The 24,482-nt window shown below is 67.6% G+C and carries 21 protein-coding genes and 1 pseudogene; 14 read left to right on the forward strand and 8 right to left on the reverse strand.

The window, feature by feature from the left end:
• The first annotated feature begins 9 nt into the window (after nucleotides 1-9).
• The 3 genes from FQS62_RS03485 to FQS62_RS03495 all read left to right on the forward strand — a co-directional run bounded on the left by FQS62_RS03485 (nucleotide 10) and on the right by FQS62_RS03495 (nucleotide 3,700).
• Nucleotides 10-1,725, forward strand: a complete 1,716-nt coding sequence (locus FQS62_RS03485) for a bifunctional ornithine lipid synthase OlsF (protein ID WP_208043375.1) — start codon at nucleotides 10-12, stop codon at nucleotides 1,723-1,725.
• Complete coding sequence (locus FQS62_RS03490; protein ID WP_208043372.1) at nucleotides 1,722-2,522, forward strand: UDP-2,3-diacylglucosamine diphosphatase; 801 nt, start codon at nucleotides 1,722-1,724, stop codon at nucleotides 2,520-2,522. The genes FQS62_RS03485 and FQS62_RS03490 overlap by 4 nt, the downstream gene beginning before the upstream one ends.
• 119 nt (nucleotides 2,523-2,641) lie before the next feature.
• Nucleotides 2,642-3,700, forward strand: coding sequence for a metal-dependent hydrolase (locus tag FQS62_RS03495; protein ID WP_208043371.1), 1,059 nt, complete (start codon nucleotides 2,642-2,644; stop codon nucleotides 3,698-3,700).
• A gap of 48 nt (nucleotides 3,701-3,748) precedes the next feature.
• Here the strand turns inward: FQS62_RS03495 and FQS62_RS03500 are convergent, their stop codons facing one another.
• The 5 genes from FQS62_RS03500 to FQS62_RS03520 form a co-directional block, all read right to left on the reverse strand.
• Nucleotides 3,749-4,576: a methyltransferase domain-containing protein gene (locus FQS62_RS03500; RefSeq protein ID WP_049448966.1), complete on the reverse strand. Its 828-nt coding sequence runs from the start codon at nucleotides 4,574-4,576 to the stop codon at nucleotides 3,749-3,751.
• 104 nt (nucleotides 4,577-4,680) lie between these two features.
• The gene (gene dusB, locus FQS62_RS03505; RefSeq protein WP_208043370.1) at nucleotides 4,681-5,676 is read right to left on the reverse strand and encodes a tRNA dihydrouridine synthase DusB; all 996 of its coding nucleotides are present in this window, start codon (nucleotides 5,674-5,676) and stop codon (nucleotides 4,681-4,683) included.
• A 147-nt stretch (nucleotides 5,677-5,823) separates the two neighbouring features.
• Nucleotides 5,824-6,255, reverse strand: a complete 432-nt coding sequence (locus tag FQS62_RS03510) for a hypothetical protein (protein WP_088480306.1) — start codon at nucleotides 6,253-6,255, stop codon at nucleotides 5,824-5,826.
• Nucleotides 6,256-6,413: 158 nt separating this feature from the next.
• Entirely contained in the window at nucleotides 6,414-7,379 is a 966-nt protein-coding gene (locus tag FQS62_RS03515; RefSeq protein ID WP_049448969.1) for a ribokinase, read from the reverse strand.
• A gap of 25 nt (nucleotides 7,380-7,404) precedes the next feature.
• A complete protein-coding gene (locus FQS62_RS03520; RefSeq protein WP_099590114.1) occupies nucleotides 7,405-8,703 on the reverse strand; it encodes a NupC/NupG family nucleoside CNT transporter in 1,299 nt (432 codons plus the stop codon).
• Between the two features lie 193 nt (nucleotides 8,704-8,896).
• Between FQS62_RS03520 and FQS62_RS03525 the strand changes: the two genes are divergently transcribed.
• From FQS62_RS03525 to FQS62_RS03545, 5 genes and pseudogenes are all read left to right on the forward strand, one after another.
• Nucleotides 8,897-9,868 (forward strand): aldo/keto reductase, encoded by a 972-nt coding sequence (locus tag FQS62_RS03525; RefSeq protein ID WP_208043369.1) that lies wholly within the window; start codon nucleotides 8,897-8,899, stop codon nucleotides 9,866-9,868.
• Between the two features lie 305 nt (nucleotides 9,869-10,173).
• Nucleotides 10,174-10,368: a hemin uptake protein HemP gene (locus FQS62_RS03530; protein ID WP_005412278.1), complete on the forward strand. Its 195-nt coding sequence runs from the start codon at nucleotides 10,174-10,176 to the stop codon at nucleotides 10,366-10,368.
• Nucleotides 10,369-10,557: 189 nt separating this feature from the next.
• Nucleotides 10,558-12,765: a TonB-dependent hemoglobin/transferrin/lactoferrin family receptor gene (locus FQS62_RS03535; protein WP_208043374.1), complete on the forward strand. Its 2,208-nt coding sequence runs from the start codon at nucleotides 10,558-10,560 to the stop codon at nucleotides 12,763-12,765.
• 4 nt (nucleotides 12,766-12,769) lie between these two features.
• Nucleotides 12,770-13,363, forward strand: a pseudogene (locus tag FQS62_RS03540) (Hemin transport protein); the annotation flags it as partial.
• A gap of 78 nt (nucleotides 13,364-13,441) precedes the next feature.
• Nucleotides 13,442-14,377: a DUF6607 family protein gene (locus tag FQS62_RS03545; protein WP_208043368.1), complete on the forward strand. Its 936-nt coding sequence runs from the start codon at nucleotides 13,442-13,444 to the stop codon at nucleotides 14,375-14,377.
• A 102-nt stretch (nucleotides 14,378-14,479) separates the two neighbouring features.
• On the opposite strand, the gene FQS62_RS03550 is transcribed toward FQS62_RS03545, so the two are convergent.
• Entirely contained in the window at nucleotides 14,480-16,996 is a 2,517-nt protein-coding gene (locus FQS62_RS03550) for an ABC transporter permease (protein WP_208043367.1), read from the reverse strand.
• The gene (locus FQS62_RS03555) at nucleotides 16,993-17,640 is read right to left on the reverse strand and encodes an ABC transporter ATP-binding protein (RefSeq protein WP_049448979.1); all 648 of its coding nucleotides are present in this window, start codon (nucleotides 17,638-17,640) and stop codon (nucleotides 16,993-16,995) included. Before FQS62_RS03555 ends, FQS62_RS03550 begins: the two co-directional genes overlap by 4 nt.
• Nucleotides 17,641-17,715: 75 nt before the next feature.
• Between FQS62_RS03555 and FQS62_RS03560 the strand changes: the two genes are divergently transcribed.
• The 3 genes from FQS62_RS03560 (at nucleotide 17,716) to FQS62_RS03570 (ending at nucleotide 20,589) form a co-directional block, all read left to right on the forward strand.
• On the forward strand, nucleotides 17,716-18,360 hold the full coding sequence (locus FQS62_RS03560) for an arylesterase (RefSeq protein WP_049448981.1): 645 nt from the start codon (nucleotides 17,716-17,718) through the stop codon (nucleotides 18,358-18,360).
• Between the two features lie 87 nt (nucleotides 18,361-18,447).
• Nucleotides 18,448-19,161 (forward strand): response regulator transcription factor, encoded by a 714-nt coding sequence (locus FQS62_RS03565; RefSeq protein ID WP_002811889.1) that lies wholly within the window; start codon nucleotides 18,448-18,450, stop codon nucleotides 19,159-19,161.
• Nucleotides 19,162-19,317: 156 nt separating this feature from the next.
• The gene (locus tag FQS62_RS03570) at nucleotides 19,318-20,589 is read left to right on the forward strand and encodes a sensor histidine kinase (RefSeq protein WP_208043366.1); all 1,272 of its coding nucleotides are present in this window, start codon (nucleotides 19,318-19,320) and stop codon (nucleotides 20,587-20,589) included.
• A gap of 149 nt (nucleotides 20,590-20,738) precedes the next feature.
• On the opposite strand, the gene FQS62_RS03575 is transcribed toward FQS62_RS03570, so the two are convergent.
• Complete coding sequence (locus FQS62_RS03575; protein ID WP_107379132.1) at nucleotides 20,739-21,440, reverse strand: SGNH/GDSL hydrolase family protein; 702 nt, start codon at nucleotides 21,438-21,440, stop codon at nucleotides 20,739-20,741.
• A 214-nt stretch (nucleotides 21,441-21,654) separates the two neighbouring features.
• Between FQS62_RS03575 and FQS62_RS03580 the strand changes: the two genes are divergently transcribed.
• The 3 genes from FQS62_RS03580 (at nucleotide 21,655) to FQS62_RS03590 (ending at nucleotide 24,214) form a co-directional block, all read left to right on the forward strand.
• On the forward strand, nucleotides 21,655-22,050 hold the full coding sequence (locus FQS62_RS03580) for a diacylglycerol kinase (RefSeq protein WP_049447178.1): 396 nt from the start codon (nucleotides 21,655-21,657) through the stop codon (nucleotides 22,048-22,050).
• Nucleotides 22,051-22,082: 32 nt separating this feature from the next.
• Nucleotides 22,083-22,832, forward strand: coding sequence for a TerC family protein (locus tag FQS62_RS03585; RefSeq protein WP_005408127.1), 750 nt, complete (start codon nucleotides 22,083-22,085; stop codon nucleotides 22,830-22,832).
• Nucleotides 22,833-23,053: 221 nt separating this feature from the next.
• Entirely contained in the window at nucleotides 23,054-24,214 is a 1,161-nt protein-coding gene (locus FQS62_RS03590) for an MFS transporter (protein WP_208043365.1), read from the forward strand.
• The last annotated feature ends 268 nt before the right edge of the window (nucleotides 24,215-24,482 follow it).

Raw genomic sequence — 24,482 nt, forward strand, 5'->3', positions numbered from 1 at the left:
GAAACCGCCATGCAGGAACTTGAACAGCGTCTCCAGCAACGCTTCCCTGATTGGTTCCACGGCCGCCGAGGCCAACTGGCGCGGCCGCTGCTGCGCAGCGTCGGGCGCTGGTCGCGGTTGGGCCAGATCGAAGCTTTCCTGCAGCGCAGTGCAGGATTGCGCGGATTCGGTTTCGTCGCTGCCGGCCTGGAATTCATCGACGGCCAGTACCAGGTGGACCCGGCCGCGCTGGCGAAGATTCCCGCCACCGGCCGCCTGCTGATCGTCGCCAACCACCCCTCCGGGGCACTGGATGCCCTCGCACTGCTGGACGCGGTTGGCCGTATCCGCCGCGACGTGCGGATCGTGGCCAACGACCTGCTGGGGGCCATCGCGCCACTGCAGGACCTGCTGCTGCCGGTGCGCATCCTCGGTGGCAAGGCCCAGCATGGCAGCCTGCATGCGGTCGAGGAGGCGTTGGCCGCCGAGCAGTGCGTGATCGTGTTCCCGGCCGGCGAGGTCTCGCGGCTGTCGCTGCGCGGCATCCGTGATGGCCGTTGGCAGCGCGGGTTCGTCCGCTTTGCCCGTACCGCCGGCGCGCCGGTGCTGCCGGTGCGTGTGGAAGCGCGAAACTCGGCGCTGTTCTACGGCGCCTCGACCCTGTTCAAGCCGGCCGGCACCGCGCTGCTGGCGCGCGAGATGTTCACCCGGCGTGGCCGCCCACTGCGGCTGAGCATCGGTGAGCCGATGCAGCTGGGCAAAGGCGGTGACCCGGGCGCACAGCTGCTGGCGGTACGCCGCGCGCTGTATGCGCTGGGCCGCAATGGTGGGGCCGGTAATGCCGTTGCCTGCGCAGGCCCGGAGCCGCTGGCCGCCCCGGTGCCGCCCTCGCAGGTCGCCGCGGGCATCGCGGCGGCCACGCAGCTGGGCCAGACCGCCGATGGCAAGCAGATCCTGCTGGCCACCTGTACCGCTGATTCACCGCTGCTGCTGGAGTTGGGCCGCCTGCGCGAACTGACGTTCCGCCAGGTGGGCGAGGGTACCGGGCGCAGCCGCGACCTGGACGACTACGACCCGCGGTACGAGCACATCGTGATCTGGGACGCGGCCGCGCAGCGCATTGCCGGCGCGTACCGGATCATGCGCGGCGCCCATGCGTTGGCCCGGCACGGACTGTCCGGGCTCTACAGCGCGTCGCTGTTCCGCTATTCCGACGATGCGATCACCCACATCGCCGAGGGCCTGGAACTGGGCCGCAGCTTCGTGGTGCCCGATTACTGGGGCAGCCGCAGCCTGGATTACCTGTGGCAGGGCATCGGCGCCTACCTGCAGTGCCGGCCGGGCATCCGCTACCTGTTCGGCGCGGTGTCGATCAGCGCGGCGCTGCCACGCGATGCGCGCGAGCAGCTGGTGGCGTACTACCAGCGCTATTACAGCGGCACCGCCGGCCTGGCCGAATCGAACCGCCCGTTCCAGTACTTCGCCGCGCCGCCGAGTTTCGGCGAGCTGGATGCAGGCGCCGCGTTCGATGTGCTCAAGGCCAACCTGGCCGCTCTCGGCACCGGCGTCCCGACGCTGTATCGCCAGTACACCGATCTGTGCGAACCCGGTGGCGCGCGCTTCCTCGCCTTCGGTGTCGACCCGGACTTCAGTGATTCGATCGACGGCCTGATTGAAGTGGATCTGTGCGCGATCCGGCCGAACAAGCGCAGACGCTACCTGCGCGACGCGGGGACGCCGGCATGAGCGCGCTGGCGAACCTGTCGCCACACCGGCGCGCAGTGTTCGTCTCCGATGTGCATCTGGGTTCGCGTCATTGCCATGCCACTGAGCTGGCAGGGTTCCTCTCGCAGCTGCGCTGCGAACGGTTGTATCTGGTCGGCGACATCATCGACCTGTGGTGGATGGCGCATCGCCGCGCCAACTGGCGGCAGTCGCACAGCGAAGTCATCCAGGCCCTGCACGCGTTGCGCCGTGCAGGCACCGAGATCATCTACATTCCCGGCAACCACGATGCCTCGCTGCGGCAGGTATGCGGGCTGATGCTGCCAGCGATGCAGGTGCGCCGCCGCGCCATCCATGTGACCGCCGATGGCCGCAGGCTGCTGGTCGCACACGGCGACGAGTACGACGGCGTGACCCACTTCGGTGGCCTGCAGGAGAAATTCGGCGACTGGCTGTACTACCGCATCCTGACCGGCAACCAGGCGCTGAACGCGGTGCGGCGGCTGCTGGGGATGCGCTACTGGTCGCTGTCGGAGTTCCTGAAGAAGCGCAGCGGTGCCGCTGAACGCTACATCGAGCGCTTCGTGCAGGCCGGGCTGGACGACGTGCGCCGACGCGGCCTGGACGGCATCGTCTGCGGCCACATCCACCGCGCTGCGTTGATTGAACGCGATGGTCTGGTCTATGCCAACGACGGCGATTGGGTCGAGAGCCTGACCGCACTGGCCGAAGACCATGATGGCGCGTTGCGCCTGCTCGACCACAACGGCCAGACGCTGCTGGAGCTGCCCGGCGCGCGGATGTCGCAGGCGGCATAACGCGCGTCTGTCCTCCTGTAGAGCCGAGCCCATGCTCGGCTGACGTGGCGCCCAACGAAGAGCAGCCGAGCATGGGCTCGGCTCTACATGCACCGCCTGCAAGCCGCTAGCATCGGCCCATGGATTCCCTGACCCAGATCATGCTCGGCGGCGCCGTCGCTGCTGCCATCGCCCCGCCCGGCCACCGCCGCGCGGCCCTGCTGGCCGGTGCCGCGCTTGGCACCCTGCCGGACCTCGACGCCCTGTGGCTCGGCTTCACCGCCGCCGACCCGGTGGCGAACATGATCGAGCACCGCAGCTTCAGCCATTCACTGCTGGTGCTGCCCTGGGTGGCCGCATTGATCTGGTGGTTGTTCAAGCGCTTCGGCAACGGCCGTGTCGCGCAATCACCGGTGCGCTGGTTCTGGGCGATCCAGCTGGCGCTGGTCACCCATCCGCTGTTGGATGCGTTCACCGTTTACGGCACCCAGCTGTGGTGGCCGCTGCGGCCACACCCGACGATGGGTTCCAGCGTCTTCATCATCGATCTCGGCTACACGGTATGGCTGCTGCTGGGCTGCGTGCTGGCCTGGTTTGGCCGTGCCCGCCCCTGGGCTGGCAAGGTGCTGGGCGTGGCCCTGCTGCTCAGCAGTGCCTATCTGGGCTGGGGCCTGATCGCCAAAGCGCAGGTCGACCGTGCCGCGCAGCAGAGCCTGGCGGCGATGGGCCTGGGCGATGCACCGCGCTTCTCGGTGCCGATGCCGTTCAACACCCTGCTGTGGCGGGTGGTGGCGATGACACCGAATGGCTACGTGGTGGGTGACCGCTCGCTGGTGGCCGACCACGGGCCGATGCAGTTTGAAGGCCACGCGTCCAACGTGCAGGCCTTGCGTGAAGCAGAGGGCATCCCGGCGGTGCAGCAGCTGACGTGGTTCAATCGCGGCTTCATGCGAGCACAGGTGCTGGACGGGCGGCTGGTGCTGAGCGACCTGCGCATGGGGCTGGAGCCGGACTACACGTTCAACTTTGTCGTGGCTGAGCAGGTCGACGGGCAGTGGCGGCCAATCACGCCCGGGCAGGTGCGGGCGGATTACAGCAGTCCCGCCGCGCGCGCCGACGCCGGGCGCCGGCTTGCCGCGATGTGGCAGCGCATCTGGCACGAGCCGGCAGCCTCCGCGACCGGTGCCGCGCACCCGTAGGTCCACGCCATGCGTGGATGGCGGGACCCGCGGCAGTGCTGCGTTGGCTCAATACACCGTCGCGCGGCCCTGCACGAACGAGAAGAAGAACACCGCGTTCGGGTCGTTCTGCACCAGGCGGAACTCGCGACGCATGCCTTCCACGGTGTCCTCGTCCACCGAGCCGGCCTGCAGCAGCTGGTCGGCCGCCGACAGCAGCAACTGTTCCCAGAACGCGATCATCGTCTTGCGGCGTGCCGGTTCGCGGTTGTCCAGGTGGATGGTCTTGATCTCGGTGTGCACATCGCGGAAGCCGCCGGCCAGCAGCAGGTTGCCCAGCTTGGCGCCGACGAACGGGTCGCCCCCGTGGTCGTACTGGAAATCGTTGAAGGCCATCCAGTAGCGCCAGATATGCGGCGAATACGGATCGAGCAGGAACGAGGCATTCATCACCTCGGTGATGTACACCGGCGAACCCGGTGCCAGCACGCGGCGCACTTCGCTGAGCACGCGTGCCGGGGACGGAACGTGTTCCAGCACCCAGCACAGGAACGCAGAATCGAAGCTGCGTGCCTCGAACGGCAGCTCGCCGGCATCGGCCTGCTGCAGGGTGTAGCGGTCGCTGCACCACGGCGTGCGCGCCAGATTCTCGCGCGCGGTGGCCAGCTGCGTTTCGCTCAGGTCCACGCCGGTCACGTGCAGCTCGGGGAAGCGGCGCAGCAGGATCTCGGTCTGCGCGCCGACGCCGCTGCCGACTTCCAGCAGGCGCCGCGCGCCGCTGTAGTCGATCTGGCCGAAGATGCTCGATTCCAGCAGGCGTGCCTGGGTCATCAGGCGCTGTTGCTCGGTGCCGGAAAAGCCATGCAGATAGGTCGGGGAAGAGATCGGCGGCGTCATGGTGGGCTCTTGTAGCGTCGAGCGTGCTCGACTGCTCTGGAAATTCAGTCGAGCAAGCTCGACTCTACGTAACGAAGTGGTCGGAAAGGTTGCGGGCCGTACGCTCAGGCCGCCGAAGACAGCGCCGGTTCCCCGCCGATCAGGCGGTCGAAGTACTCGGTGGTCAATGCGATCTGGCTCTGCGGATCCTCGGCACGGTTGACCACGGCGCGGAAGGCGGCGTTCTCCGGCCGGTCCCTGGCATACCAGCCCAGGTGCTTGCGCGCGATGCGCACGCCCTGCGGCTCGCCATAGAACGCGTGCAGTGCGTGCAGGTGGCCAAGCAGGATGTCGCGCACTTCGGCCAGCGACGGCGGTGCCAGTTCCTCGCCGGTGGCCAGGTAGTGCGCCACTTCGCGGAAGATCCACGGCCGGCCCTGCGCCGAGCGGCCGATCATCACCGCGTCCACGCCGGTCTGCTCCAACACAAAGGCGGCCTTCTGCGGCGAATCAATATCGCCGTTGGCGATCACCGGAATGCGCAGCGCAGCCTTGATCTCGCCGATCGTGGCGTACTCGGCCTGGCCGGTGTAGTGCTGGTCGCGGGTACGGCCGTGCACCGCCAGTGCCGCGATACCGCTGTCCTCGGCGATGCGCGCGATCAGCGGGCCATTGCGATGGTCGCAGTCCCAGCCGGTTCGGATCTTCAGCGTGACCGGCACGTCCACCGCGTTGACCACCGCTTCGAGGATGCGTGCCACCAGCTGCTCGTCGCGCATCAGTGCCGAACCGGCCCAGGCGTTGCACACCTTCTTGGCCGGGCAGCCCATGTTGATGTCGATGATCTGCGCGCCGTGGTCGACGTTGTAGCGCGCGGCCTCGGCCAGCTGCTGCGGCTCGGTGCCGGCGATCTGCACGCTGATCGGGGCCGGCTCGCCGTCATGGTCCATGCGGTGGATCGACTTGCGCGTGTTCCAGAAGCGCGGATCGCTGATGGTCATTTCCGAGGCGGCCAGACCCGCGCCCAGCCGTTTGCACAGCAGGCGGAAGGGCTTGTCGGTGACGCCGGCCATGGGCGCCAGCACGACGTTGGGGGCAATGGTGTAGGGGCCGATCTGCATGCGCCCATTGTAGGGCGCGGGCGGCGGTACGGCCGTGTCAGCCCCGCCCCGGTTCAGGCCCATCGGCACCGACCTCATGCCGTACCGGCATCAGCAGATGCTTGACGGTTGCTTCCGCCGCCCCCAAGGGCGGGCGATGGTAGGCGGCTAGCCCAGGCTCTGCCAGGCCTGCCGGGTCCCCAGCGCGAAGGCCAGCCCCAGGCAGAGGCAGACCATTGAACTGGCTACCCAGAAGCGCCGGCCGTTGTAGCCGGGCCGGAGCAGCGCCAGGCCGAAGCCCATCGCCGCGCGCAGCAGCAACAGCAGGGCGATGCCCGTCAGGACCAGACGACTGGCCGGCAGCGGCGAATGCCAGCCCGCGGCGGCCAGTGCGTACAGCGCCCAGGCCACCAGCACGGCAGCAATGCCGGCGGTCATCAGCGGCGGCCACCAATGCCCGGCCTGTGCCAGCCGGACCATGCGCTGGCCAGCACCGAAGTACCTGTACCAAGGGGCGCCGAAGGCGATGCAGCCGATATGCAGCAGGGCTGCAATGGCACTGCCGGCGGCCGCGAACAGCAACCAGGGGAATCCGTCCATGTCCTGCCCGTGCAAGGAAGCTGCGCGGATGGTGGGCGAGGGCCGGGATGCGGGCAATGCGACCGGCGGTCGCAGGTGCGCGCGGGCCTGCAGACTGTGCAAAAGTAAAGCCCGTGCATCTGCATGCGCGGGCCCTCTCATCCACGCGTGGCGTGGATTTACTTTGCTTCTGAATCGGCCGGGGTGAAGCGCGGCATGGCTGCAGCAGCGCCTTCCTTCTCGGTCGAACGGCCGGCGAACTGGTTGGCGAAGCGCACGTGGCGGGCGAACGGGGCATCGGCCACCTGCGCCAGCGATGCGGCCAGCGCACCGTTGAAGGCGTCACCGGCACCGGTGGTGTCGATTGCCTGCACCTGTTCGGCACCCACGCGGTAGTACGGCTGGGTATCGCCACGCAGGTTCTCATCGGCATGCGACACGAACACGCCCACCGAACCCAGCGTGACCACCACGGTGCCATTGCCGACCAGCTTGCGGCACAGCGCGTGCAGGCTGGCGCCATCCAGCGCCGCGACATCGTTGGCATCCACGCGCTCGCCGACATGGCGGCCGAGCAGGGCGGCGAACTCGGTCTCGTTCGGGGTGATCACGTCGGCCAGCTTGAGCAGGCCGATGGTCGAGGGGGCATCGGCCGGTGCGGTGTTGAGCACGGTGGTGACGCCGGCCTCGCGGGCCGTGGCCAGTGCCGCTTCGATGGTCTGCACCGGCGATTCCAGCTGCACCAGCACCACCTTGGCGCTGGTCAGCAGGGCCTGCTGCTGTTGCAGGAAGTCGGTGCTCAGCGCAGCGTTGGCCCCCGGGCCGATCACGATGGTGTTGCGGCCACGGGCATCGACATAGATGCCGGCGGTGCCGGTTGGTTCGCTGCTGGCTTCGGCGATCAGGCCGAAGCCGTCCTGTGCGGCCAGCTCACGGGCGGTGGCGCCACCGGCGTCGTCGCCCAGCGCACACACGAAGTGAGTGTCGGCACCCGCGCGGCAGGCCGCCACGGCCTGGTTGAAGCCCTTGCCACCGGGGCCGGTGCTGTAACGGCCGGCAATGGTCGCACCCGGTGCCGGCAGCGATTCGCACCGCCACACGTGATCGACATTGAAGGAACCGACGACAACGACACTGCTGCTCATAGGGAATCTTTTCTCAACCAAGGGTTCAACTGAAGTGCGTCAGCACGCCGGCGATGGTCGCCGTCATGAAGGTGGCAATGGTACCGCCCAGCACGGCGCGCAGGCCGAACTTGGCCAGGTCGTGGCGACGTTCCGGGGCCAGGCCGCCGATACCGCCGATCTGGATCGCGATCGAGCTGAAGTTGGCGAAGCCGCACAGCGCGTAGGTTGCGATCAGTCGACCTTCCTCGGACAGGCTCACGCCGGCGATCTGGCCGTTCACGATCTGCGACAGCTCGGTGTAGGCCACGAACTCGTTGATCACGACCTTCTGGCCGATCAGCGAACCAACGGTGGTGGCATCGGCCCACGGGGTGCCGATCACCCAGGCGATCGGGGCCAGTACGTAGCCGAAGATGGTCGACAGGTTGGTCGGCTTGCCGATGGCGGTGGCCAGGCCGGTCACATCGCCGATCCAGGTCAGCGGTGCGTTCAACAGCGCGATGAGGGCGATGAAGGCCAGCAGCATCGCGCCGATGTTCAGCGCCAGCTTCAGGCCGTCGCCGGCGCCGGCAGCGGCCGCGTCGATGATGTTGCTGGAGGTCTTTTCGACTTCCATCTTCACCGTGCCGCGGGTGAGCGGGGTGCCGGTTTCCGGAATCAGCAGCTTGGCCACGACCAGGGTGGCCGGTGCGGCCATGATGCTGGCCGCCAGCAGGTGCTTGGCGTAGAAGGCCTGCTGCGCCGGATCACCGCCGCCGAGCATGCCCACGTAGGCCGCCAGCACGCCGCCGGCGATGTGCGCCATGCCGCCGATCATCATGGTCAGCAGCTCGGACTGGGTCATCTTGGCGATGTACGGTCGCACGGTCAGCGGCGCCTCGGTCTGGCCGATGAAGACGCTGGCGCAGACGCTGGTGGTTTCCGCACCCGACACGCGCATCACTTTGGTGATCGACCAGGCCATCACGCGCACGATGCCCTGCATGATGTTGAGGTGGTACATCACCCCCATCAGCGCAGAGAAGAAGATGATGGTCGGCAACACCTGGAAGGCGAAGATGAAGCCGTAATTCTTGGTGTCCATCAACGAGCCGAAGATGAAGCCCGAGCCCTCGTTGACGAAGCTGAGGATCTTGACGAAGCCCTTGCCCAGCGCATCGAACACATCGCGCCCGCCCGGCACCAGGATCACCAGCGCCGCGAAGGCGATCTGCAGGGTGATACCGGTGGCAACCAGCTTCCAGTCAACCGCGCGCTTGTTATTGGAAAACAACCAGGTGATGCCGATCAGCACCGCCAACCCGAACAGGCCGAAGCCGATCCTGCCCAAACCTTCGACCATGTGAGTGACTCCCCTGGGGCGTCGCGAAAAACGGGAAGCCTAGTGCAGGGCAGGGGCCGGGGCAAGAAAAAGCAGCGTGTGCGCGGCCAACGGTACCGATCAGGCCAGCAACGGCAAGGGCTTGCGCCTGGCGGCGGCAGGTAGAATGGGGTTCGATCCCGGCCCGGATGCGGGCCCGCAGCAGGAGATTCGCATGCAATACCGTCGCCTGGGCTCCACCGGCCTGCCGATTTCAGCCTTGTCCTTCGGCGCCTGGGTGACCTTCGGCGACCAGGTCCCGCGCGATGAGGCCCGCAACCTCGTGGCCGCCGCCTGGGATCATGGCGTCAACTTCTTCGACAACGCCGAGGGCTATGCCAACGGCCGCGCCGAACAGGTCATGGGTGACGTGATCACCGACCTGCGCCTGCCGCGCGACGGCTTCTGCGTGTCCAGCAAGGTGTTCTTCGGCAGCGCCAAGGACCCGCGGCCGACCCAGCGCGGCCTGTCGCGCAAGCACGTGACCGACGCCTGCCACGCCGCGCTCAAGCGCCTGCGGGTGGACTACCTGGACCTTTATTACTGCCATCGCCCGGATCCGGATGCACCGATTGCCGAGACCGTGCACGCCATGGACACTCTCGTGCGCCAGGGAAAGATCCTCTACTGGGGCACCTCGGAATGGTCGGCGGTGCAGATCCAGCAGGCGCTGGACATCGCCGAGGCGCACAACCTTCAGGGCCCATCGATGGAGCAGCCGCAGTACAACCTCCTGCACCGCGAACGCGTCGAGATCGAGTACGCGCCCCTGTATGCCGGTGCCGGGCTGGGCACCACCATCTTCTCGCCGCTGGCCTCGGGCCTGCTCACTGGCAAGTACGACCAAGGCATCCCGGCCGATGCTCGGCTGGGGCGGGAAGGCATGGAGTGGTTGCAGGATCTGGTGCTGGGGGACGACACCGAGGCCCGCCTGGCCCAGGTGCGTCGTTTCAGCGAGGTGGCGCGCGTGCTGGGGCACGCCCCTGCCACGTTGGCCATTGCATGGTGCCTGCGCAACCCGAACGTCTCCAGCGTCATCCTCGGCGCCAGCCGGGTCAGCCAGCTGCTGCAGAATCTGCAGGCACTGGACGTACTGGAGCAGGTCGACGCCGCCGGCTGGGCGCAGGTCGAAGCCGTCTTCGCCTGAACCCCGGGGCCAACCGGGCCTCGGGGGCCTCGGTCGGGCCGGCTTGGCCGAGGGAACAGGAACGGGAACAGGAACAGGAACGGTAGAGTCGACTGTTAGTCGACTGCTTCGAATAACCGACTGCTTCGAGCAACAGCAGTCGACTAACAGTCGACTCTACACACCTGCCTCGCCATTTAATTGATGCGATCTATCGAATTACGGAATTCGATCATTAATCTCATCAATGAAATTGAGAATGGTTGTTGATTGTCAACTGAGAATCATTATCATTTAACTCGTCCCTCGCACGAGTCCAGATGCTCATGAATGCTCAACCTGTACTGCTGCGCCCCGAAACGCTGACCCTCCGCGATCGTCCCGTCCGTGTCGTTCCGCCGGAAGAGGTCATCGACAGCGAAGCCCTGCTCAAGGGCCGTCGTGAAATCCTGATCCAGCACGGCGACCGCTTCTATCGCCTGCGGCACACCAGCAACGACAAGCTGATCCTGACCAAGTAATCGCGGTCTGGTCGCCCGCCTCCCTCCCTCCTGCCGGCTGCGCCGACAGGGTGGGCGACCCGTCCGCTCCCGCTCTCTCCCCCTCGGTCTACCGCGTGCACCTTCCAGGTGTGCCGGTAACCGGGGGTTCCCCTGCCTGACTGAACGAACCCGATGACCCGCCATACCGCCCTTTGCCTTGCTGTCTGGATGGCGCTGCCGCTGTCCGCCCATGCTGCTGCCACTGCCGCCCCCGATGCGCGCGAATTCGATCGGGTGCAGGTCACCGCCACCCGCACCGAGCGGGCCGTGAGTGACGTGGCGGCCACCGTGGACGTCATCGACCGTGAGCAGATGGACCGGCACCTGGTGCAGGACATCAAGGATCTGGTGCGCTACGAGCCGGGCCTGTCGGTTACCCGCAGCGCGACCCGCTTCGGCCTGGATGGTTTCCGCATCCGTGGCCTGGACGGCAACCGCGTGCGCATCCAGACCGACGGCATCGTCATGCCGACCCGGTTCGACATCGGTGCGTTCGCCAGTTCCAACCGCAACTTCACCGACCTCGATACGCTCAAGCGCGTGGAGATCGTGCGTGGCCCGGCCAGCTCGCTGTACGGCTCCGATGCACTCGGTGGCGTGGTCGCGTTCGTGACCAAGGACCCGGCCGACTACCTCAAGGACGGCAAGAACAGTTACTTCGGCCTGAAGTTCGGCTACGACGGTGAGTGGAAGGGCCTGCTCGGCGGTGCCACGGCCGCCTTTGGTGGCGACCACTGGAGCGGCCTGGTCAACGTCAACCACCACCAGGGCCAGGAAACGGACAACAAGGGCACGGTACGCAGCGACAACGACACCCGCACCGCGTCCAATCCGCAGGATCGCGACGGCCGCAGCCTGCTCAGCAAGCTGGTCTATGCACCGAGCGAAGACCAGCGCTTCCGCTTGACCGTGGAAGGCAACGAAGACACCACCGATACCAACGTGCTGTCGGCGATCGCCAGCGTTGCGCCGCGCCCGGGCGCGACGGCTGCGGCCACTGGCATGACGTCCCACGACACCCAGAAGCGCACCCGCATCTCCTTCGCCCACGAGATGGATGCGCTGGACCAGCCGTTCGCCGACAGCCTGCATTGGCAGGCGTACGCGCAGAACAGCGAGACCCGGCAGCAGACCGACGAGACCCGCACCGACGGCACCCGCCGCCACCGCGTGTTCTCCTTCGACCAGCATGCCTATGGCCTGCAGGCGCAGTTCAACAAGGCGTTCACCACCGGCAGCGTCGAGCACGCGTTGACCTACGGTTTCGAAGGCACCCGTACCGAGATCCGCCAGAAGCGCGACGGCTACCAGGTCAGCAAGGCTGGCGTGGTCAGCAACACGGTGCTGCCGGACACCTTCCCGGTGCGTGACTTCCCGATCAGCAAGACCACCGAGCTGGGCCTGTATGCACAGGATGAGATGCGTTTTGCCGATGGCCGGTTGTCGCTGGTGCCGGGCGTGCGCGTGGACCGCTATGAGCTGAAGCCGGAAGTGGACAGCATCTTCGCCGAAGACAACCCGACCACGGCCGTGGCGCAGCTGAAGAAGACCAGCGTGTCGCCGAAGCTGGGCATGGTCTGGCGCTTCACTGACCAGTGGTCGCTGTTCGCCGGTTATGCGCGTGGCTTCCGTTCGCCGCCCTACAACGACGTCAACATCGGCCTGACCAACGTGGCCTTCGGTTACACCGCCATTGCCAACCCGGACCTGAAGCCGGAAACCAGCGACGGCTACGAGCTGGGCCTGCGCTTCATCGCACCGGCGGCGTACGTCAGCGTCAGCGGCTACTACAACGACTACAAGGACTTCATCGAGTCCAACGTCAACACTGGCCGCAACGCGCAGGGCCTGATGGTGTTCCAGTCGCAGAACATCGCCGACGCGCGCATCTACGGCGCGGAAATGAAGGCCGGCATCGAGTTCGGCGAACTCAGCCCGGCGCTGAAGGGCTGGGCGCTGCGCAGTGCGTTGGCATGGTCGCGTGGTGACAACCGGACCGATGACGAACCGCTGGCCTCGGTCGACCCATTGCGCGGCACGCTGGGCCTGATGTACGACACCGATACCTGGGGCGTCGAACTGGCTGGCACCTTCGTACAACGCAAGAAGCGCCTGCCGCCGCCTGCTGCGCAGACCAATCCGAACGCACCGGCGCCGTTCGTCTACCAGCCGGCCGGCTACGGCGTGCTGGACCTGATGGCGCACTGGAACTTCGCACCGGGTGCCACCTTCAATGTCGGCGTGTTCAATCTGGCCGACAAGCGCTACATCGAATGGTCGTCGATCACCCCGAGCCTGATCACCAATCGCGCACTGAGCGATCGTTACAGCAGCCCGGGCCGCACCTTCTCCGCCAGCCTTGCCGTTTCCTGGTGACCTCATGAGCCGAGCACTGTCCGCACGCAGGAATGATTCCATCGCCGCGCCGCACAGCGCGGCCTGGCCGACCCCGGCACAGCTGGCCACGCTCGGCACCGTGTTGTGCCTGTACCACGCCGACGGCAACGAGCTGGGCGGCTGGCGCCAGGCCGTACGCGTGCACGCCTGCCAGGGCGTGGACAGTGAAGGCCTGCGCGAAAGCCTGTGCTTCCTCGATGGCCGCGGCCGCTGCGTGTGGCGCCTGTACCTGCTGCCGGACAGCGACTTCCTGGCCTGGGACCGGCTGGTGGCCGCGCTGCCGCCGGGACCGGAACACGACAGCGATGGCAGCGTCGGCGAACGCCTGTGGCGCCGCCTGGCCGGCCATCTCGGTGGCCAGCGCTGGCGCCTGTGCGCGCTACGCCTGCATGCCGCCGACGACGGGCGCACGCTGGCTGCCAGCCTGTCGACCCTGTCTTCGCTGGGCGCGGCCACCGCGCGCCGCATCGCACGCCTGGAAAACGCTGAAGGCGAACTGGCGATTGACGACTGCTGCTGTGCCGATGCCGCGCGGCGTCCGGCACTGCGGGTTCCCGGCGACCTGCCGCTGATCCGCTGTGACCCTCTCCTGATGGAACGCCCGCTGGCCACGGATGGCCGCTCAATGAATCTGCAACCCCGAAGGAAGACCCCGATGAAGCTCCAGACAGCCAGCGCCCTGCTTGTGCTTGCCGCCAGCGGCGTGGCCAGCGCGCAGCCCTCCGATATCGCCCGCGACCACGACAGCATCCTTGCCATGCAGGGTGAGTACACCGTGGACTTCGCGTTCGACGAGACCGTGCTGCTGAAGCCGGGCTACGAGCGTGCACCGGCGATGCGCAGCGGCGGCAGCGAAGTGGTCATCGTGGTCGAGGACACGCCGAAGCGCATCGTGCTGCAGCACCTGCTGCTGGACGAGAAGAGCGGCCACATCACCAAGCACTGGCGCCAGGACTGGGTCTACGAAGCGCCGAACCGCTTCGAGTTCAGTGCCGACCAGACCTGGCGGGTGCGCAGCATTCCGGCAGCGACCAACCAGGGCGCCTGGACCCAGTGCGTGTACGAAGTGAGCGACGCGCCGCGCTACTGCGGCACCGGCACCTGGACCTACACCAACAACGTGCCGAGCTGGACCAGCGACCTGAGCTGGCGCCCGCTGCCGCGCCGTGAGTACACCAAGCGCAGCGACTACAACGCGCTGGCCGTGGTCAACCGCCACACGCTCACGCCCAATGGCTGGACCCACGAGCAGTTCAACACCAAGGTGCAGCGCAACGCCGACGGCAGCCAGGTGGAGATCGCCCGCGAGTTCGGCTTCAACGACTACGTGAAGACCACCGAGGTCGACTTCACCCCGGCGCGCAACTACTGGAAGGCCACCGCCGGCTACTGGGCCAAGGTGCGCCAGCGCTGGGACGGTTTCCTGACCCAGGCCCCGGGCGTGCACCTGAAGACCAGGATCGACGGCATGGCGATGATCATTCCGCTGTTCACCCAGGCCGAAGAAATCCAGTCCGGCAAGAAGGTGAAGGACAAGCAGATCGACGAAGTGTTCGCCAAGTACGTGGAAAAGGCGCCGAAGGAAGGTTGATCGGCGCGATGGAGATGGGGGCCGGGTGTACCCGGAACCGCATCCACCTGCTTCCGGTGGGTGCCGGGCTTGCTCGGCACGCCGTCCGGAGGCGCAACCGCCTCAGGCCTCGCGCAGCGCCAATGCCGGCGGCGTATGCAGGATCGCCCGCGTACCCCACCAACCCGCCAGCAGGCTCAACCCGATGCCGACCACGCCGCCGATCAGCAGGCCCGGCCACGGCGGCAGCAATGGCAGCTCGAACACCTTCTGCGAGACCGCCACGCCGATGGCGGCGGCCGCGCCCACCGCAAGCAACGCGGCCAGCGTGCCCAGTGCGCCAAACTCGACCAGCACCGCACCGCGCAGCTGGCGCCGGGTCGCGCCCAGCGTGCGCAGCACCGCGCTGTCGTAGCGGCGCTCGCCCGCCGTGGCCTGCAGTGCGGCCAGCAGCACCAGCACGCCGGCCAGCAGGCTGAACACCATCACCAGCTGCACCGCCTGCGCGACCCGCTCCATCACATCGCGCACCTGCGAGATCACCGCGTCCACGTCCAGCAGCGACAGGTTGGGCTGCGCGCGCACCAGCTCGCCCAGCCCGGCCGCCTTGCCGGCCGGCAGATGGAATGCCGACAACAGGTTGTGCGGGGTGTCGCCCACCGCGTTGGGGTTGAGCAGCACGAAGAAGTTCGGCCGGAAGGTGTTCCAGTCGGCCTTGCGCACACTGGTGACGGTGAACTCGCGCTCCTGCTCGCCGACTGCAATGGTGATGCGGTCGCCGGGATACACGCCGTAGCGCTTGGCCCAGCCGATTTCCACCGAGGCTTCCGGTGCCGTGTTGTCGGGCGTCCAGAAGGTGCCGTTCATCAGCGTATTGGCGGGTGGGAAGCTGCTGCGCCAGCTGAAGTTCAACGGCCGGTTTTCATCGTCGTCATCGCGCTGGCCTTCGCCCTGTGCCGGCTGCCCGCTCTGCTCCGGTGAGCGGTCCACGCGCAACGGCGGCTTGCCGTTGATGGCGATCAGGCGGCCGGTCGCCATCGGTTCGATGCTGGCGTCGTTGGCCCCCAGTCCGCGCAGCGCGGCCAGCACGCTGTCACGCTGTTCGGGCTGGATGTTGATCAGGAAGTAGTTCGGCGTGTCCGCCGGCAGCCGCTCGCGCCACTGCTGCAGCAGGCCGGGGCCGGTCACAGCCAGCAGCAACAGCGCACACAGCGACAGCGACAGCCCCACCAGCTGCATCACGGCCAGCAGGCGGCGCCGCGTCAGGGCGGCCAGACCCAGCCGCCAGTGGCCGTGCAGGCGGTGCTGCAGGCCGCGCAGCAGCTGCAGCAGCACGAAGCCGACCACGCCGGCGGCCAGCGCCAGCGCGGCCAGGCCGCCCAGCACCCACAACGCCAGTTTGAGGTCGCCGGTGACCTGAACCGCCAGCAGCAGGCTGGCCGCCAGTGCCGCCACGTAGGCCAGCAGCGAGGCCGGCGGCAGGGCGGCGAAGGAGCGGTTGAGTACGCGCATCGGCGGCACCCCGCGCAGGCGCAGCAGCGGCGGCAGGCCGAAGCCGAACAGCAGCAACAGGCCGATGCCGGCGCCGGTCAGCGCCGGCATTGCCTCGGGCAGCGGCAAGCGCTGCGGCACCAGGCTGCCCAGTACCTGCACCAGACCTTCCTGCGCCGCCATGCCCAGGCCGATGCCGAGTGCGCAGGCCGGCACCGCCAGCATCAGCAGCTGCAGTGCCAGACCGGACAGAATGTCGCGCTGGCGCGCGCCCAGGCAGCGCAGGATCGCCACCTGGTCGATGCGGCGCAGCGCGAAGCGGTTGGCCGCCAGCGCTGTGGCCACGCCGGCCAGCAGCACCGCAAGCAGCGCGCTGAGGCCGAGGAAGCGTCCGGCAAGATCAAAGGCCTGGCGCACACCGCGCTGGGTGTCGTCCACGCTCAGCAGGCGAAGGCCCTTCACCTGCGGCAGCAGCCATTGCCGCAGCGCGGCGATCTGGTCGGCTGCTCCGGCGAACATCAGCCGGTAGTTGATGCGGCTGCCAGGGCCGAGCAGTCCGGTGCCCTCCACATCGGCGCGGTTGACCAGCAGGGTGGGGGAGAGGGTCAGCAGGTCGCCGCCGGCATCGGGCTCGGCCTCGATGATGCCGGCGATGCGCAGCGTGCCGGCGCCGAATTCGAGGTCATCGCCGGCCTTCAGCCCCAGTCCCTGCAACAGGCGCGGGTCGGCATAGGCCTGGCCCTTGGGCGGCATGCCGGCCTCGGCGATCAGGGCGCCGCCGGGTGTGGGCCGCACCCGCAGCGTGCCGCGCAGCGGATAGCCCGCCTGCACCGCCTTGATGCTGGCCATCTGGCTGGCATCGCCGTTGAACAGCACGCTGCCGAAACTGGCGATACGGGTGTGGGCCAGTCCACGCCGCTGTGCCTCGTCGGCGAACGCCTGCGATGGATCGTCGCGCCCGGCGATGCCGAGGTCGCCGCCGAGCATTTCCGCCGCGCTACCGGTCAGCGCCAGGTTGACCCGGTTCACCAGCGTGCCCACTGCGGTCATCACTGCTACGCCCAGTACCAGCGCGGCGAACACCGTCAGCAGGTCACCGGCCAGGGCCTCGCGGCGCAGCGCGCGCCACGCGTGCCGCAGCAGGTTCATGCCTGCGCCCCGCGCTCGACCGGCAGCAGGCGGCCGTCGTCGATGCGGTGGATGTACTGGCAACGCTGGGCTAGGCGCAGGTCGTGGGTGACCAGCACCAGGGTGGTGCCGCTGCCGGCGTTGAGTTCGAACAGCAGGTCGCTGATGTGCTGGCCGGTGGCGTGGTCCAGCGAGCCGGTCGGTTCATCGGCGAACAGGATGCGCGGGCGGGTGACGAAGGCACGTGCCAGCGCCACGCGCTGCTGCTCGCCGCCGGAAAGCTGGCGCGGGTAATGGCGAGCGCGATGGGCCAGGCCGACCTGGGCCAGCACCTCATCGACGCGCGCGCGGTCCTCGCGCCCGGCCAGCTCCAGTGGCAGCGCCACGTTTTCGGCGGCGGTCAGCGCCGGCAGCAGGTGGAAACTCTGGAACACGAAGCCGACCTCACGCGCGCGCAGCTGGGCGCGTGTTTCCTCATCCAGTGTCGCCAGATTCTGGCCGGCCAGGCTGATATGGCCGCGGCTGGGCAGGTCCAGCCCGGCCAGCAGGCCGAGCAGGGTGGTCTTGCCGGAACCGGAGGCGCCGACGATGGCCGCGCTGGTGCCTTCATGGACGGTCAGGGTGATGTTGTCCAGTATGTGGACTTCACCCTCCGGGCCCTGCACGGATTTGCCGACCTGGTCGACGGCGATGGCAACGGTCGCGCTGCGGGGGGACAGGCTGTCGATGAGGAGACTCCAATGCGCAAGACGGGATGGAGCCGGCGAGCCGGCGTGATGATGGTGCTGCTGCTAGGGTTCCTGCTGCTGCCCGGGCTGGCCTGTGCCAAAGGTCCGGCCGGCACCGTGCTGGTCCTCGGCGACAGCCTCAGTGCAGCCCACAATATCCCTGCCGACGCCGGCTGGGTCAGCCTGCTGCAGCAGCGGGTCAGGCAGCAGTCGAAAACGCCGGCGCGCATCGTCAACGCCAGCATGAGCGGGGAGACCACCGCCGGTGCGCTGACCCGGCTGCCAGGCCTGCTGGCCAAGGAAAAGCCGACCGTGGTAGTGATCGCGCTGGGAGGCAACGACGCGCTGCGTGGACTGACCCCGGCGCAGGTGCAGGGCAACCTGGAAAGGATGGTGCAGGCCAGCCAGAAGGCCGGGGCCAAGGTGCTGCTGCTGGGCATCGACGTACCGCCCAACTACGGGCCGGCCTACCGGCAGCGTCTGGCGGCGGCTTACAAGGCGTTGTCCACGCAGTACAAGGTGCCGCTGCTGCCGTTCCTGCTGGAGGGTGTGGCCCTGCAGCCGGGCATGATGCAGGCCGACGGCCTGCATCCGACCGCACAGGCGCAGCCAAAGGTGCTGGACAACGTCTGGCCGCTGCTCAGGCCGCTGCTCTGAACCGTTTGTGTACCTCTTGACGGAACTTCACATCGCGTCCACCGTCGATCCGGCATGTTTCACAAAGCTGAAGTTAGAGGGAATCACATGCGTCAGACGAAGGAGACCTCCGGCTTGGTGCTGGTGGTCGAAGACAACCGCAACATCTCCGAGATGATCGGGGAATACCTGGAAGGTCGCGGCTTCGAAGTCGACTATGCACAGGACGGCCTGGATGGCTACCGCCTTGCGGCGGAGAACAGCTATGACGTCGTGGTGCTCGACTTGATGTTGCCGCGCCTGGATGGCATCGAAGTGTGCCGTCGCCTGCGCAACGATGCGCGCAAGTCCACCCCGGTGCTGATGCTCACGGCACGCGACACGCTGGACGACAAGCTCACCGGCCTCGGTTTCGGCGCCGATGACTACCTGACCAAGCCGTTCGCGATCCAGGAGCTGGAAGCCCGCCTGCGCGCGCTGATCCGCCGCGAGCGTCGTCAGGTCGGTTCGGAAGTGCTGAAGGTCGCCGACCTTGTGCTCGATCCGGTCAGCATGCGTGCCACCCGTGCCGGTACCGAACTGCAGCTGTCGCCGATCGGCCTGCGCCTGTTGACCATCCTGATGCGCGAATCGCCGCGCGTGGTCACCCGCCAGGAGATTGAACGCGAGATCTGGGGCAACGGCCTGCCGGATTCGGACACCCTGCGCAGCCACCTGTACAACCTGCGCAAGATCATCGACAAGCCGTTCGACCGTCCGCTGCTGCATACCGTGCAGAGTGCCGGCTACCGCATTGCCGACATCGCCCAACCGATGGCCTGAGCAGGGCCGCCACAGGTGCAGGAACAGGCGTGGCCGGGCAATGGCCACGCACCCGGGCAGGTGATGACCGGTCGGCAGCGCCGCCGGTCAGCCCCCGTGCACGACTACGGCGCAGAGCGCTGCCTATAATCGCAGCGCTCTGACCGGGACACCGCAATGCCGCACGGCCTGCCGCGCAAGATCCGTATCGCTTTCATCCTGCAGGCAGTGCTGGCCAGCCTGGGCATCCTGCTGGGCGCGTGGCTGGTCTCGCTGGTGATCAAGCACAGCCTGGTCGGCGCCGCCCTGCGCGAGGAGGCGGCGTACTTCTGGACGCTGCACGAGGCCTCGCCGGTGCAGCCGCCGCCCAACACCCAGAACATCCGCGGCTACCTGCTGGAAAGCGGGCAGTCGGCCCTGTCGTTGCCGGCCAACCTGCGCAATCTTGAGCCCGGCTTCCACGAGCTGCCCAAGGACGACCAGCTGGTGCTGGTCGATGTGCGCCCGGCCGGCCGCCTGTACCTGGTGTTCCTGCGCTCGCGCGCGGAGATGCTGGCGTTCTGGTTCGGCATCGTACCGGTGCTGCTGACCCTGCTTGCGGTGTATGGCGCCAGCTGGGTCACCTATCGGGCCTCCAAGCGCCTGGTGTCGCCGGTGAACTGGCTGGCGCGGCGCGTCTCACGCTGGGACCCGGGCCACCCGGAGGCGGCCGATCTGGAGCCGAACAAGCTGCCGGCGGACATGCAGGGCGAGACCCGGCAGCTGGCGGCCGCACTGCATTCGCTGGCCAACCGGGTCAGCGCACACGTGGCGCGCGAGCGCAATTTCACCCGCGACGCCAGCCACGAACTGCGCACGCCGCTGACCGTGATTCGCGTTGCCAGCGACATGGCGCTTGGCGATGACAGCCTGGAGCCGCGCCTGCGCCGCAGCCTGCAGCGCATCCAGCGCGCCGGCCGTGACATGGAGGCGGTGATCGATGCGTTCCTGATCCTGGCCCGCGAGGCCGATGTCGAGCCGCAGATCGAACTGTTCGACGTCAACGACATCGTCCGCTACGAAGTGGACAACGCCAACGAGTTGCTGGGTACGCGCCCGGTGTCGGTGCATCTGCACAGCGATGGGCCGGTGCAGCTGCATGCGCCGCCGCGGGTGCTGCAGGTGGTGGTCAGCAATCTGGTGCGCAACGCCTGCAGCTACACCGACGAAGGGCGCATCGACGTGCATGTGTACAACGACCGGGTGGTGGTGCGCGATACCGGCATCGGCATGTCCGCCGAGGCACTGTCGCGGGCCTTCGAACCGTTCTACCGCGCCGAGCCGAGCCGCCCGCAGGGCACCGGCCTGGGCCTGTCGATCGTGCGCCGGCTGTGCGACCGCTTCGGCTGGAAGGTCAGCCTGGCCAGCGAGCCTGGCAAGGGCACCGAAGCCACGGTGATTTTCCGCTGAGGCGGCACCAGCTGCCTCGGTAGATGCCGACCTTGGTCGGCGCTTTCACTGGGATGCAGGTGGACGCATTCATGCCAACCAAGGTTGGCAACTACCGGAGCACGCGCATTGTCGCCGTAGATGCCGACCTTGGTCGGCGAACGCACGCCTCAGTTGCAGTTGACCTTCGGCGCCAGCGCCCTGGTCCAGATCGCATACCCGGCCGGGGTCATGTGCAGCATGTCCTCGCGGAACAGCGACGCATCCGGCTGGCCGTCGGCACCCAGCATCGGCGTGTAGATGTCGGTGAAACCGGTGTTGGGCAGCTTGGCCAGGGCGGCCTTGATCAGCGTGTTGGCCTCGTTGATCGCCGGCAGCAGATGCGCACGCGACGGGCTCGGCTTGATCGACAGGTACTCCACCTTGGTCTTCGGCAGGTCGCGATGCACGCGCTGCACGAAGGCAACCACATCGTCGCGCACCTGCACGGCGCTGCGGCCGCTGTTGAGGTCGTTGTCACCGGCGTAGAAGAACACCTTGCACGGCGCATACGGCACCACGATCTGGCCGGCATACCAGGTGCTGTCGCGCACTTCCGAACCGCCGAAACCGCGGTTGAACACCGGCTGGCCGGGGAAGTCGGTGGCCAGGCTCTCCCAGAAGCGGATGGAGGAGCTGCCGATGAATTCGATGCCACCGCGCGGCGGCGGGCTGGCCTGGTCGGCGCTGGCGAAGCGGGCCATGTCGCCGGCCCAGGCCACGTTGGAGACCTGCTCGGGCACGCGCGGCGGCTTGGCCGGGCCCAGCGCATGGGCCAGGGGGGCGGCGGTCAGCAGGCCCAGCATCAGCAGGCAGGTACGGCGACGGGACATCAGGCGCTCCAGCAGGGAAGGGGAACGCCATCATAGAAGCTGGGGCGGGCCGGGGCTTGCCCCTGGCAGTCCATTCACCGGGCCGGTGCGAGGGATGCGGCTGGCGGCCTTGTGGCAAAATGGCGGCCATCTGCCCATCCCTGTGCACCCATGATTCCCTGCCGTGCGTCTGAGCGGTCGCTGCGCCGCGCCCCTGTTGCTGGATGTTCCACCCGTGGCTGATCAGTTCGGCCATCTGCCCCGCGGCCCGCGCCGCATCTTCCAGGCCGCCCGCTGGTCCTGGCAGGGCCTGCGCGCCGCCTGGCTGCATGAGTCCTCGTTCCGGCTGGAGGTCTACCTGCTGATCCTGCTGACTCCGGTCGCGATCTGGCTGGGCCAGACCCCGGTCGAGCGCGCGCTGCTGATCGGTTCGATGCTGCTGGTGCTGGCGATGGAACTGGCCAACTCGGCCATCGAGGCGGTGATCGAACGTTACGGCAGCGAGATCCACGAGCTGGCCGGCCGCGCCAAGGACATGGGCTCGGCGGCAGTCTTCGTGCTGATGATGAACGTGCTTCTGTGCTGGTCGCTGGTCGTGGTCCCGCATGCAATGGCCGGCAATTACGGCTGATCCCCATTCCCCCACTGCCCTGAAGAGTTTCCATGTCCTTTGAGTTCCTCGCCGACCCCAATGCCTGGGTGACCCTGTTCACGCTCAGCGCGCTGGAAATCGTGCTCGGCATCGACAACCTGGTGTTCATTTCCATCGCCGTCAGCAAACTGCCCGAAGAGCGCCGCCCGTTCGCGCGCAAGCTCGGCATCGCGGTGGCCTGCATCACCCGTATTGGCCTGCTGGTGTCGCTGGCGTATCTGGCACATATGGCGGCCAATCTGTTCACGGTGGCCGGCATGGGCATCTCCATCCGTGACCTGGTGCTGATCGTCGGCGGCCTGTTCCTGATCATCAAGGGCTGCATGGAGATCAAGGAACTGATCAGCGGTGGCGAGGACGAAGACCCCAGCACCACCAAGGCCTCGGCCGTGTTCGGCTACGTGATCGCGCAGATCGCGGTGATCGACATCGTGTTCTCGCTGGACTCGGTGATCACCGCCGTCGGCATCGCCGACCACATCCCGGTGATGGTGGCCGCCATCCTGCTGTCGGTGCTGGTGATGCTGCTGGCCGCCAACCCGCTGGGCCGCTTCATCGATGCCAACCCGACCGTGAAGATGCTGGCCCTGGCCTTCATCCTGATGATCGGCGCGGTGTTGATCCTGGACGGCCTGGACGTGCACGTGCCCAAGCCCTACATCTACGCCGCGATGGGCTTCTCGGTGCTGGTCGAGTGGCTGAACCTGCTGATGCGCCGTCGCGCCCGCGAGCACAACGTGCCGGGTGCCGGTAACTGGTAACCGCGCCACTGGCGTGTGTGTCCCTCGGAACCCCCGGCATGCCGGGGGTTCTGCGTTGTGGGGGCTCGGCTTCACTATGGCGCTGCGTTTTTTGCACTTGTAGCGGGTTTCCGGGCCCCACTTGTGAACCTGGATCAACAGTGTTTTCCCGGGGCGAGGCTTAATCCGGCGCAGCAAAGCGCGCAGGCTACGCACTCCCGAATCCCGCCCCCAGGACCCCCATGAATTCCAGAGCCGCCTTGCTGGCGCTTGCCGTCGGCGCCTTCGCCATCGGAACCACCGAGTTTGCGCCGATGGGCCTGCTGCCGGTCATCGCCGACGGCGTGGGCGTCGGCATTCCCACCGCCGGCATGCTGATCACCGCCTATGCCGTCGGTGTGATGCTGGGTGCCCCGGTGATGACCCTGCTGATGGGCCGTTTCGGCAAGCGCACCGCGCTGATGTTGCTGATGTCGATCTTCGTGGTCGGCAACCTGCTCTCGGCACTGGCCCCGAACTACGGCCTGCTGTTGCTGTCGCGTCTGGTCACCAGCCTCAATCACGGTGCCTTCTTCGGCATCGGTGCGGTGGTCGCCGCCAGCCTGGTACCGAAGGAAAAGCAGGCTGCAGCCGTGGCCACCATGTTCATGGGCCTGACCATCGCCAACATCGGCGGCGTGCCGCTGGCAACCTGGGTGGGCCAGCAGCTGGGCTGGCGCCTGTCCTTCGCCGGTACTGCGGTGCTGGGCCTGGTCGCGATCACCGCGCTGGGCTTCGCGCTGCCGGCGTCCGCGCCGGGACCGCGCCCGGACGTGCGCCGTGAACTGAAGGCGATCCTGCAACCGCAGGTGCTGCTGGCGATGGCCACCACCGTGCTCGGCGCCGGTGCGATGTTCACCCTCTATACCTACGTCGCACCGGTACTGACCGAGTTGACCGGCGCCTCCAACGCCTTCATCGCGATGTCGCTGGCCCTGATCGGCATCGGCTTCACCTTCGGCAACGGCATCGGCGGGCGCATGGCCGACTGGTCGCTGGATGGCGCCACGCGCATCCTGCTGGCGGTCCTGGCCGTACTCATGTTCGTGCTGCCACTGGCCTTCATGAGCCACGCCACTGCGGCGCTGGGCGTGCTGCTGTTCGGCGCAGCGACCTTCGCCATCGTGCCGCCGCTGCAGATCCGGGTGATGCAGGCGGCCAGCGAGGCGCCGGGGCTGGCGTCGTCGATCAACGTCGGTGCGTTCAACCTGGGCAATGCGGTGGGTGCCGCGCTGGGTGGTGCGGTGATCAGCCTGGGGCTGGGGTACGCGGCGATTCCGGTGGCCGGTGGCCTGCTGGCAGCGTCGGGCCTGCTGCTGGCGTGGCTGGGGCGTGCGCGCGCCCCGGTGGCTGAGGCCTGTTGAACGGTGTGGGGTTCCGGCAGGGCTTGCAGCCCTGCACCCGCTGCAATCAACGTCAACGTCAAAAGCTGGCTATCCGTGGGATGGCGGGGTGGGTCAGTTTGCGGGGGACGCCGCAAGTACGTCCGTGTAGGCTCGGTCGCGCCATCCATGGCGCTCACACCCCCGCAAACTGACCCACCCCGCCTTCGACAGTTTTCCGCGATCTGTCGGAACGGCGTCCCGCTCTGGTAGGTGTCGACCTTGGTCGACACGAATGCCTGAAGAACCG

It is taken from the genome of Stenotrophomonas sp. SBJS02, assembly GCF_020428325.2.
In the GTDB taxonomy this organism is placed as follows: Bacteria; Pseudomonadota; Gammaproteobacteria; order Xanthomonadales; family Xanthomonadaceae; genus Stenotrophomonas; species Stenotrophomonas africana.

What these genes read in the sequence shown, in the direction of transcription:
- FQS62_RS03485 (WP_208043375.1), top strand. Translation starts at nt 10, where the DNA reads ATGCAGGAACTTGAACAGCGTCTCCAGCAACGCTTCCCTGATTGGTTC.
- FQS62_RS03490 (WP_208043372.1), top strand. Translation starts at nt 1,722, where the DNA reads ATGAGCGCGCTGGCGAACCTGTCGCCACACCGGCGCGCAGTGTTCGTC.
- FQS62_RS03495 (WP_208043371.1), top strand. Translation starts at nt 2,642, where the DNA reads ATGGATTCCCTGACCCAGATCATGCTCGGCGGCGCCGTCGCTGCTGCC.
- FQS62_RS03500 (WP_049448966.1), bottom strand. Translation starts at nt 4,576, where the DNA reads ATGACGCCGCCGATCTCTTCCCCGACCTATCTGCATGGCTTTTCCGGC.
- dusB (WP_208043370.1), bottom strand. Translation starts at nt 5,676, where the DNA reads ATGCAGATCGGCCCCTACACCATTGCCCCCAACGTCGTGCTGGCGCCC.
- FQS62_RS03510 (WP_088480306.1), bottom strand. Translation starts at nt 6,255, where the DNA reads ATGGACGGATTCCCCTGGTTGCTGTTCGCGGCCGCCGGCAGTGCCATT.
- FQS62_RS03515 (WP_049448969.1), bottom strand. Translation starts at nt 7,379, where the DNA reads ATGAGCAGCAGTGTCGTTGTCGTCGGTTCCTTCAATGTCGATCACGTG.
- FQS62_RS03520 (WP_099590114.1), bottom strand. Translation starts at nt 8,703, where the DNA reads ATGGTCGAAGGTTTGGGCAGGATCGGCTTCGGCCTGTTCGGGTTGGCG.
- FQS62_RS03525 (WP_208043369.1), top strand. Translation starts at nt 8,897, where the DNA reads ATGCAATACCGTCGCCTGGGCTCCACCGGCCTGCCGATTTCAGCCTTG.
- FQS62_RS03530 (WP_005412278.1), top strand. Translation starts at nt 10,174, where the DNA reads ATGAATGCTCAACCTGTACTGCTGCGCCCCGAAACGCTGACCCTCCGC.
- FQS62_RS03535 (WP_208043374.1), top strand. Translation starts at nt 10,558, where the DNA reads ATGGCGCTGCCGCTGTCCGCCCATGCTGCTGCCACTGCCGCCCCCGAT.
- FQS62_RS03545 (WP_208043368.1), top strand. Translation starts at nt 13,442, where the DNA reads ATGAAGCTCCAGACAGCCAGCGCCCTGCTTGTGCTTGCCGCCAGCGGC.
- FQS62_RS03550 (WP_208043367.1), bottom strand. Translation starts at nt 16,996, where the DNA reads ATGAACCTGCTGCGGCACGCGTGGCGCGCGCTGCGCCGCGAGGCCCTG.
- FQS62_RS03560 (WP_049448981.1), top strand. Translation starts at nt 17,716, where the DNA reads ATGCGCAAGACGGGATGGAGCCGGCGAGCCGGCGTGATGATGGTGCTG.
- FQS62_RS03565 (WP_002811889.1), top strand. Translation starts at nt 18,448, where the DNA reads ATGCGTCAGACGAAGGAGACCTCCGGCTTGGTGCTGGTGGTCGAAGAC.
- FQS62_RS03570 (WP_208043366.1), top strand. Translation starts at nt 19,318, where the DNA reads ATGCCGCACGGCCTGCCGCGCAAGATCCGTATCGCTTTCATCCTGCAG.
- FQS62_RS03575 (WP_107379132.1), bottom strand. Translation starts at nt 21,440, where the DNA reads ATGTCCCGTCGCCGTACCTGCCTGCTGATGCTGGGCCTGCTGACCGCC.
- FQS62_RS03585 (WP_005408127.1), top strand. Translation starts at nt 22,083, where the DNA reads ATGTCCTTTGAGTTCCTCGCCGACCCCAATGCCTGGGTGACCCTGTTC.
- FQS62_RS03590 (WP_208043365.1), top strand. Translation starts at nt 23,054, where the DNA reads ATGAATTCCAGAGCCGCCTTGCTGGCGCTTGCCGTCGGCGCCTTCGCC.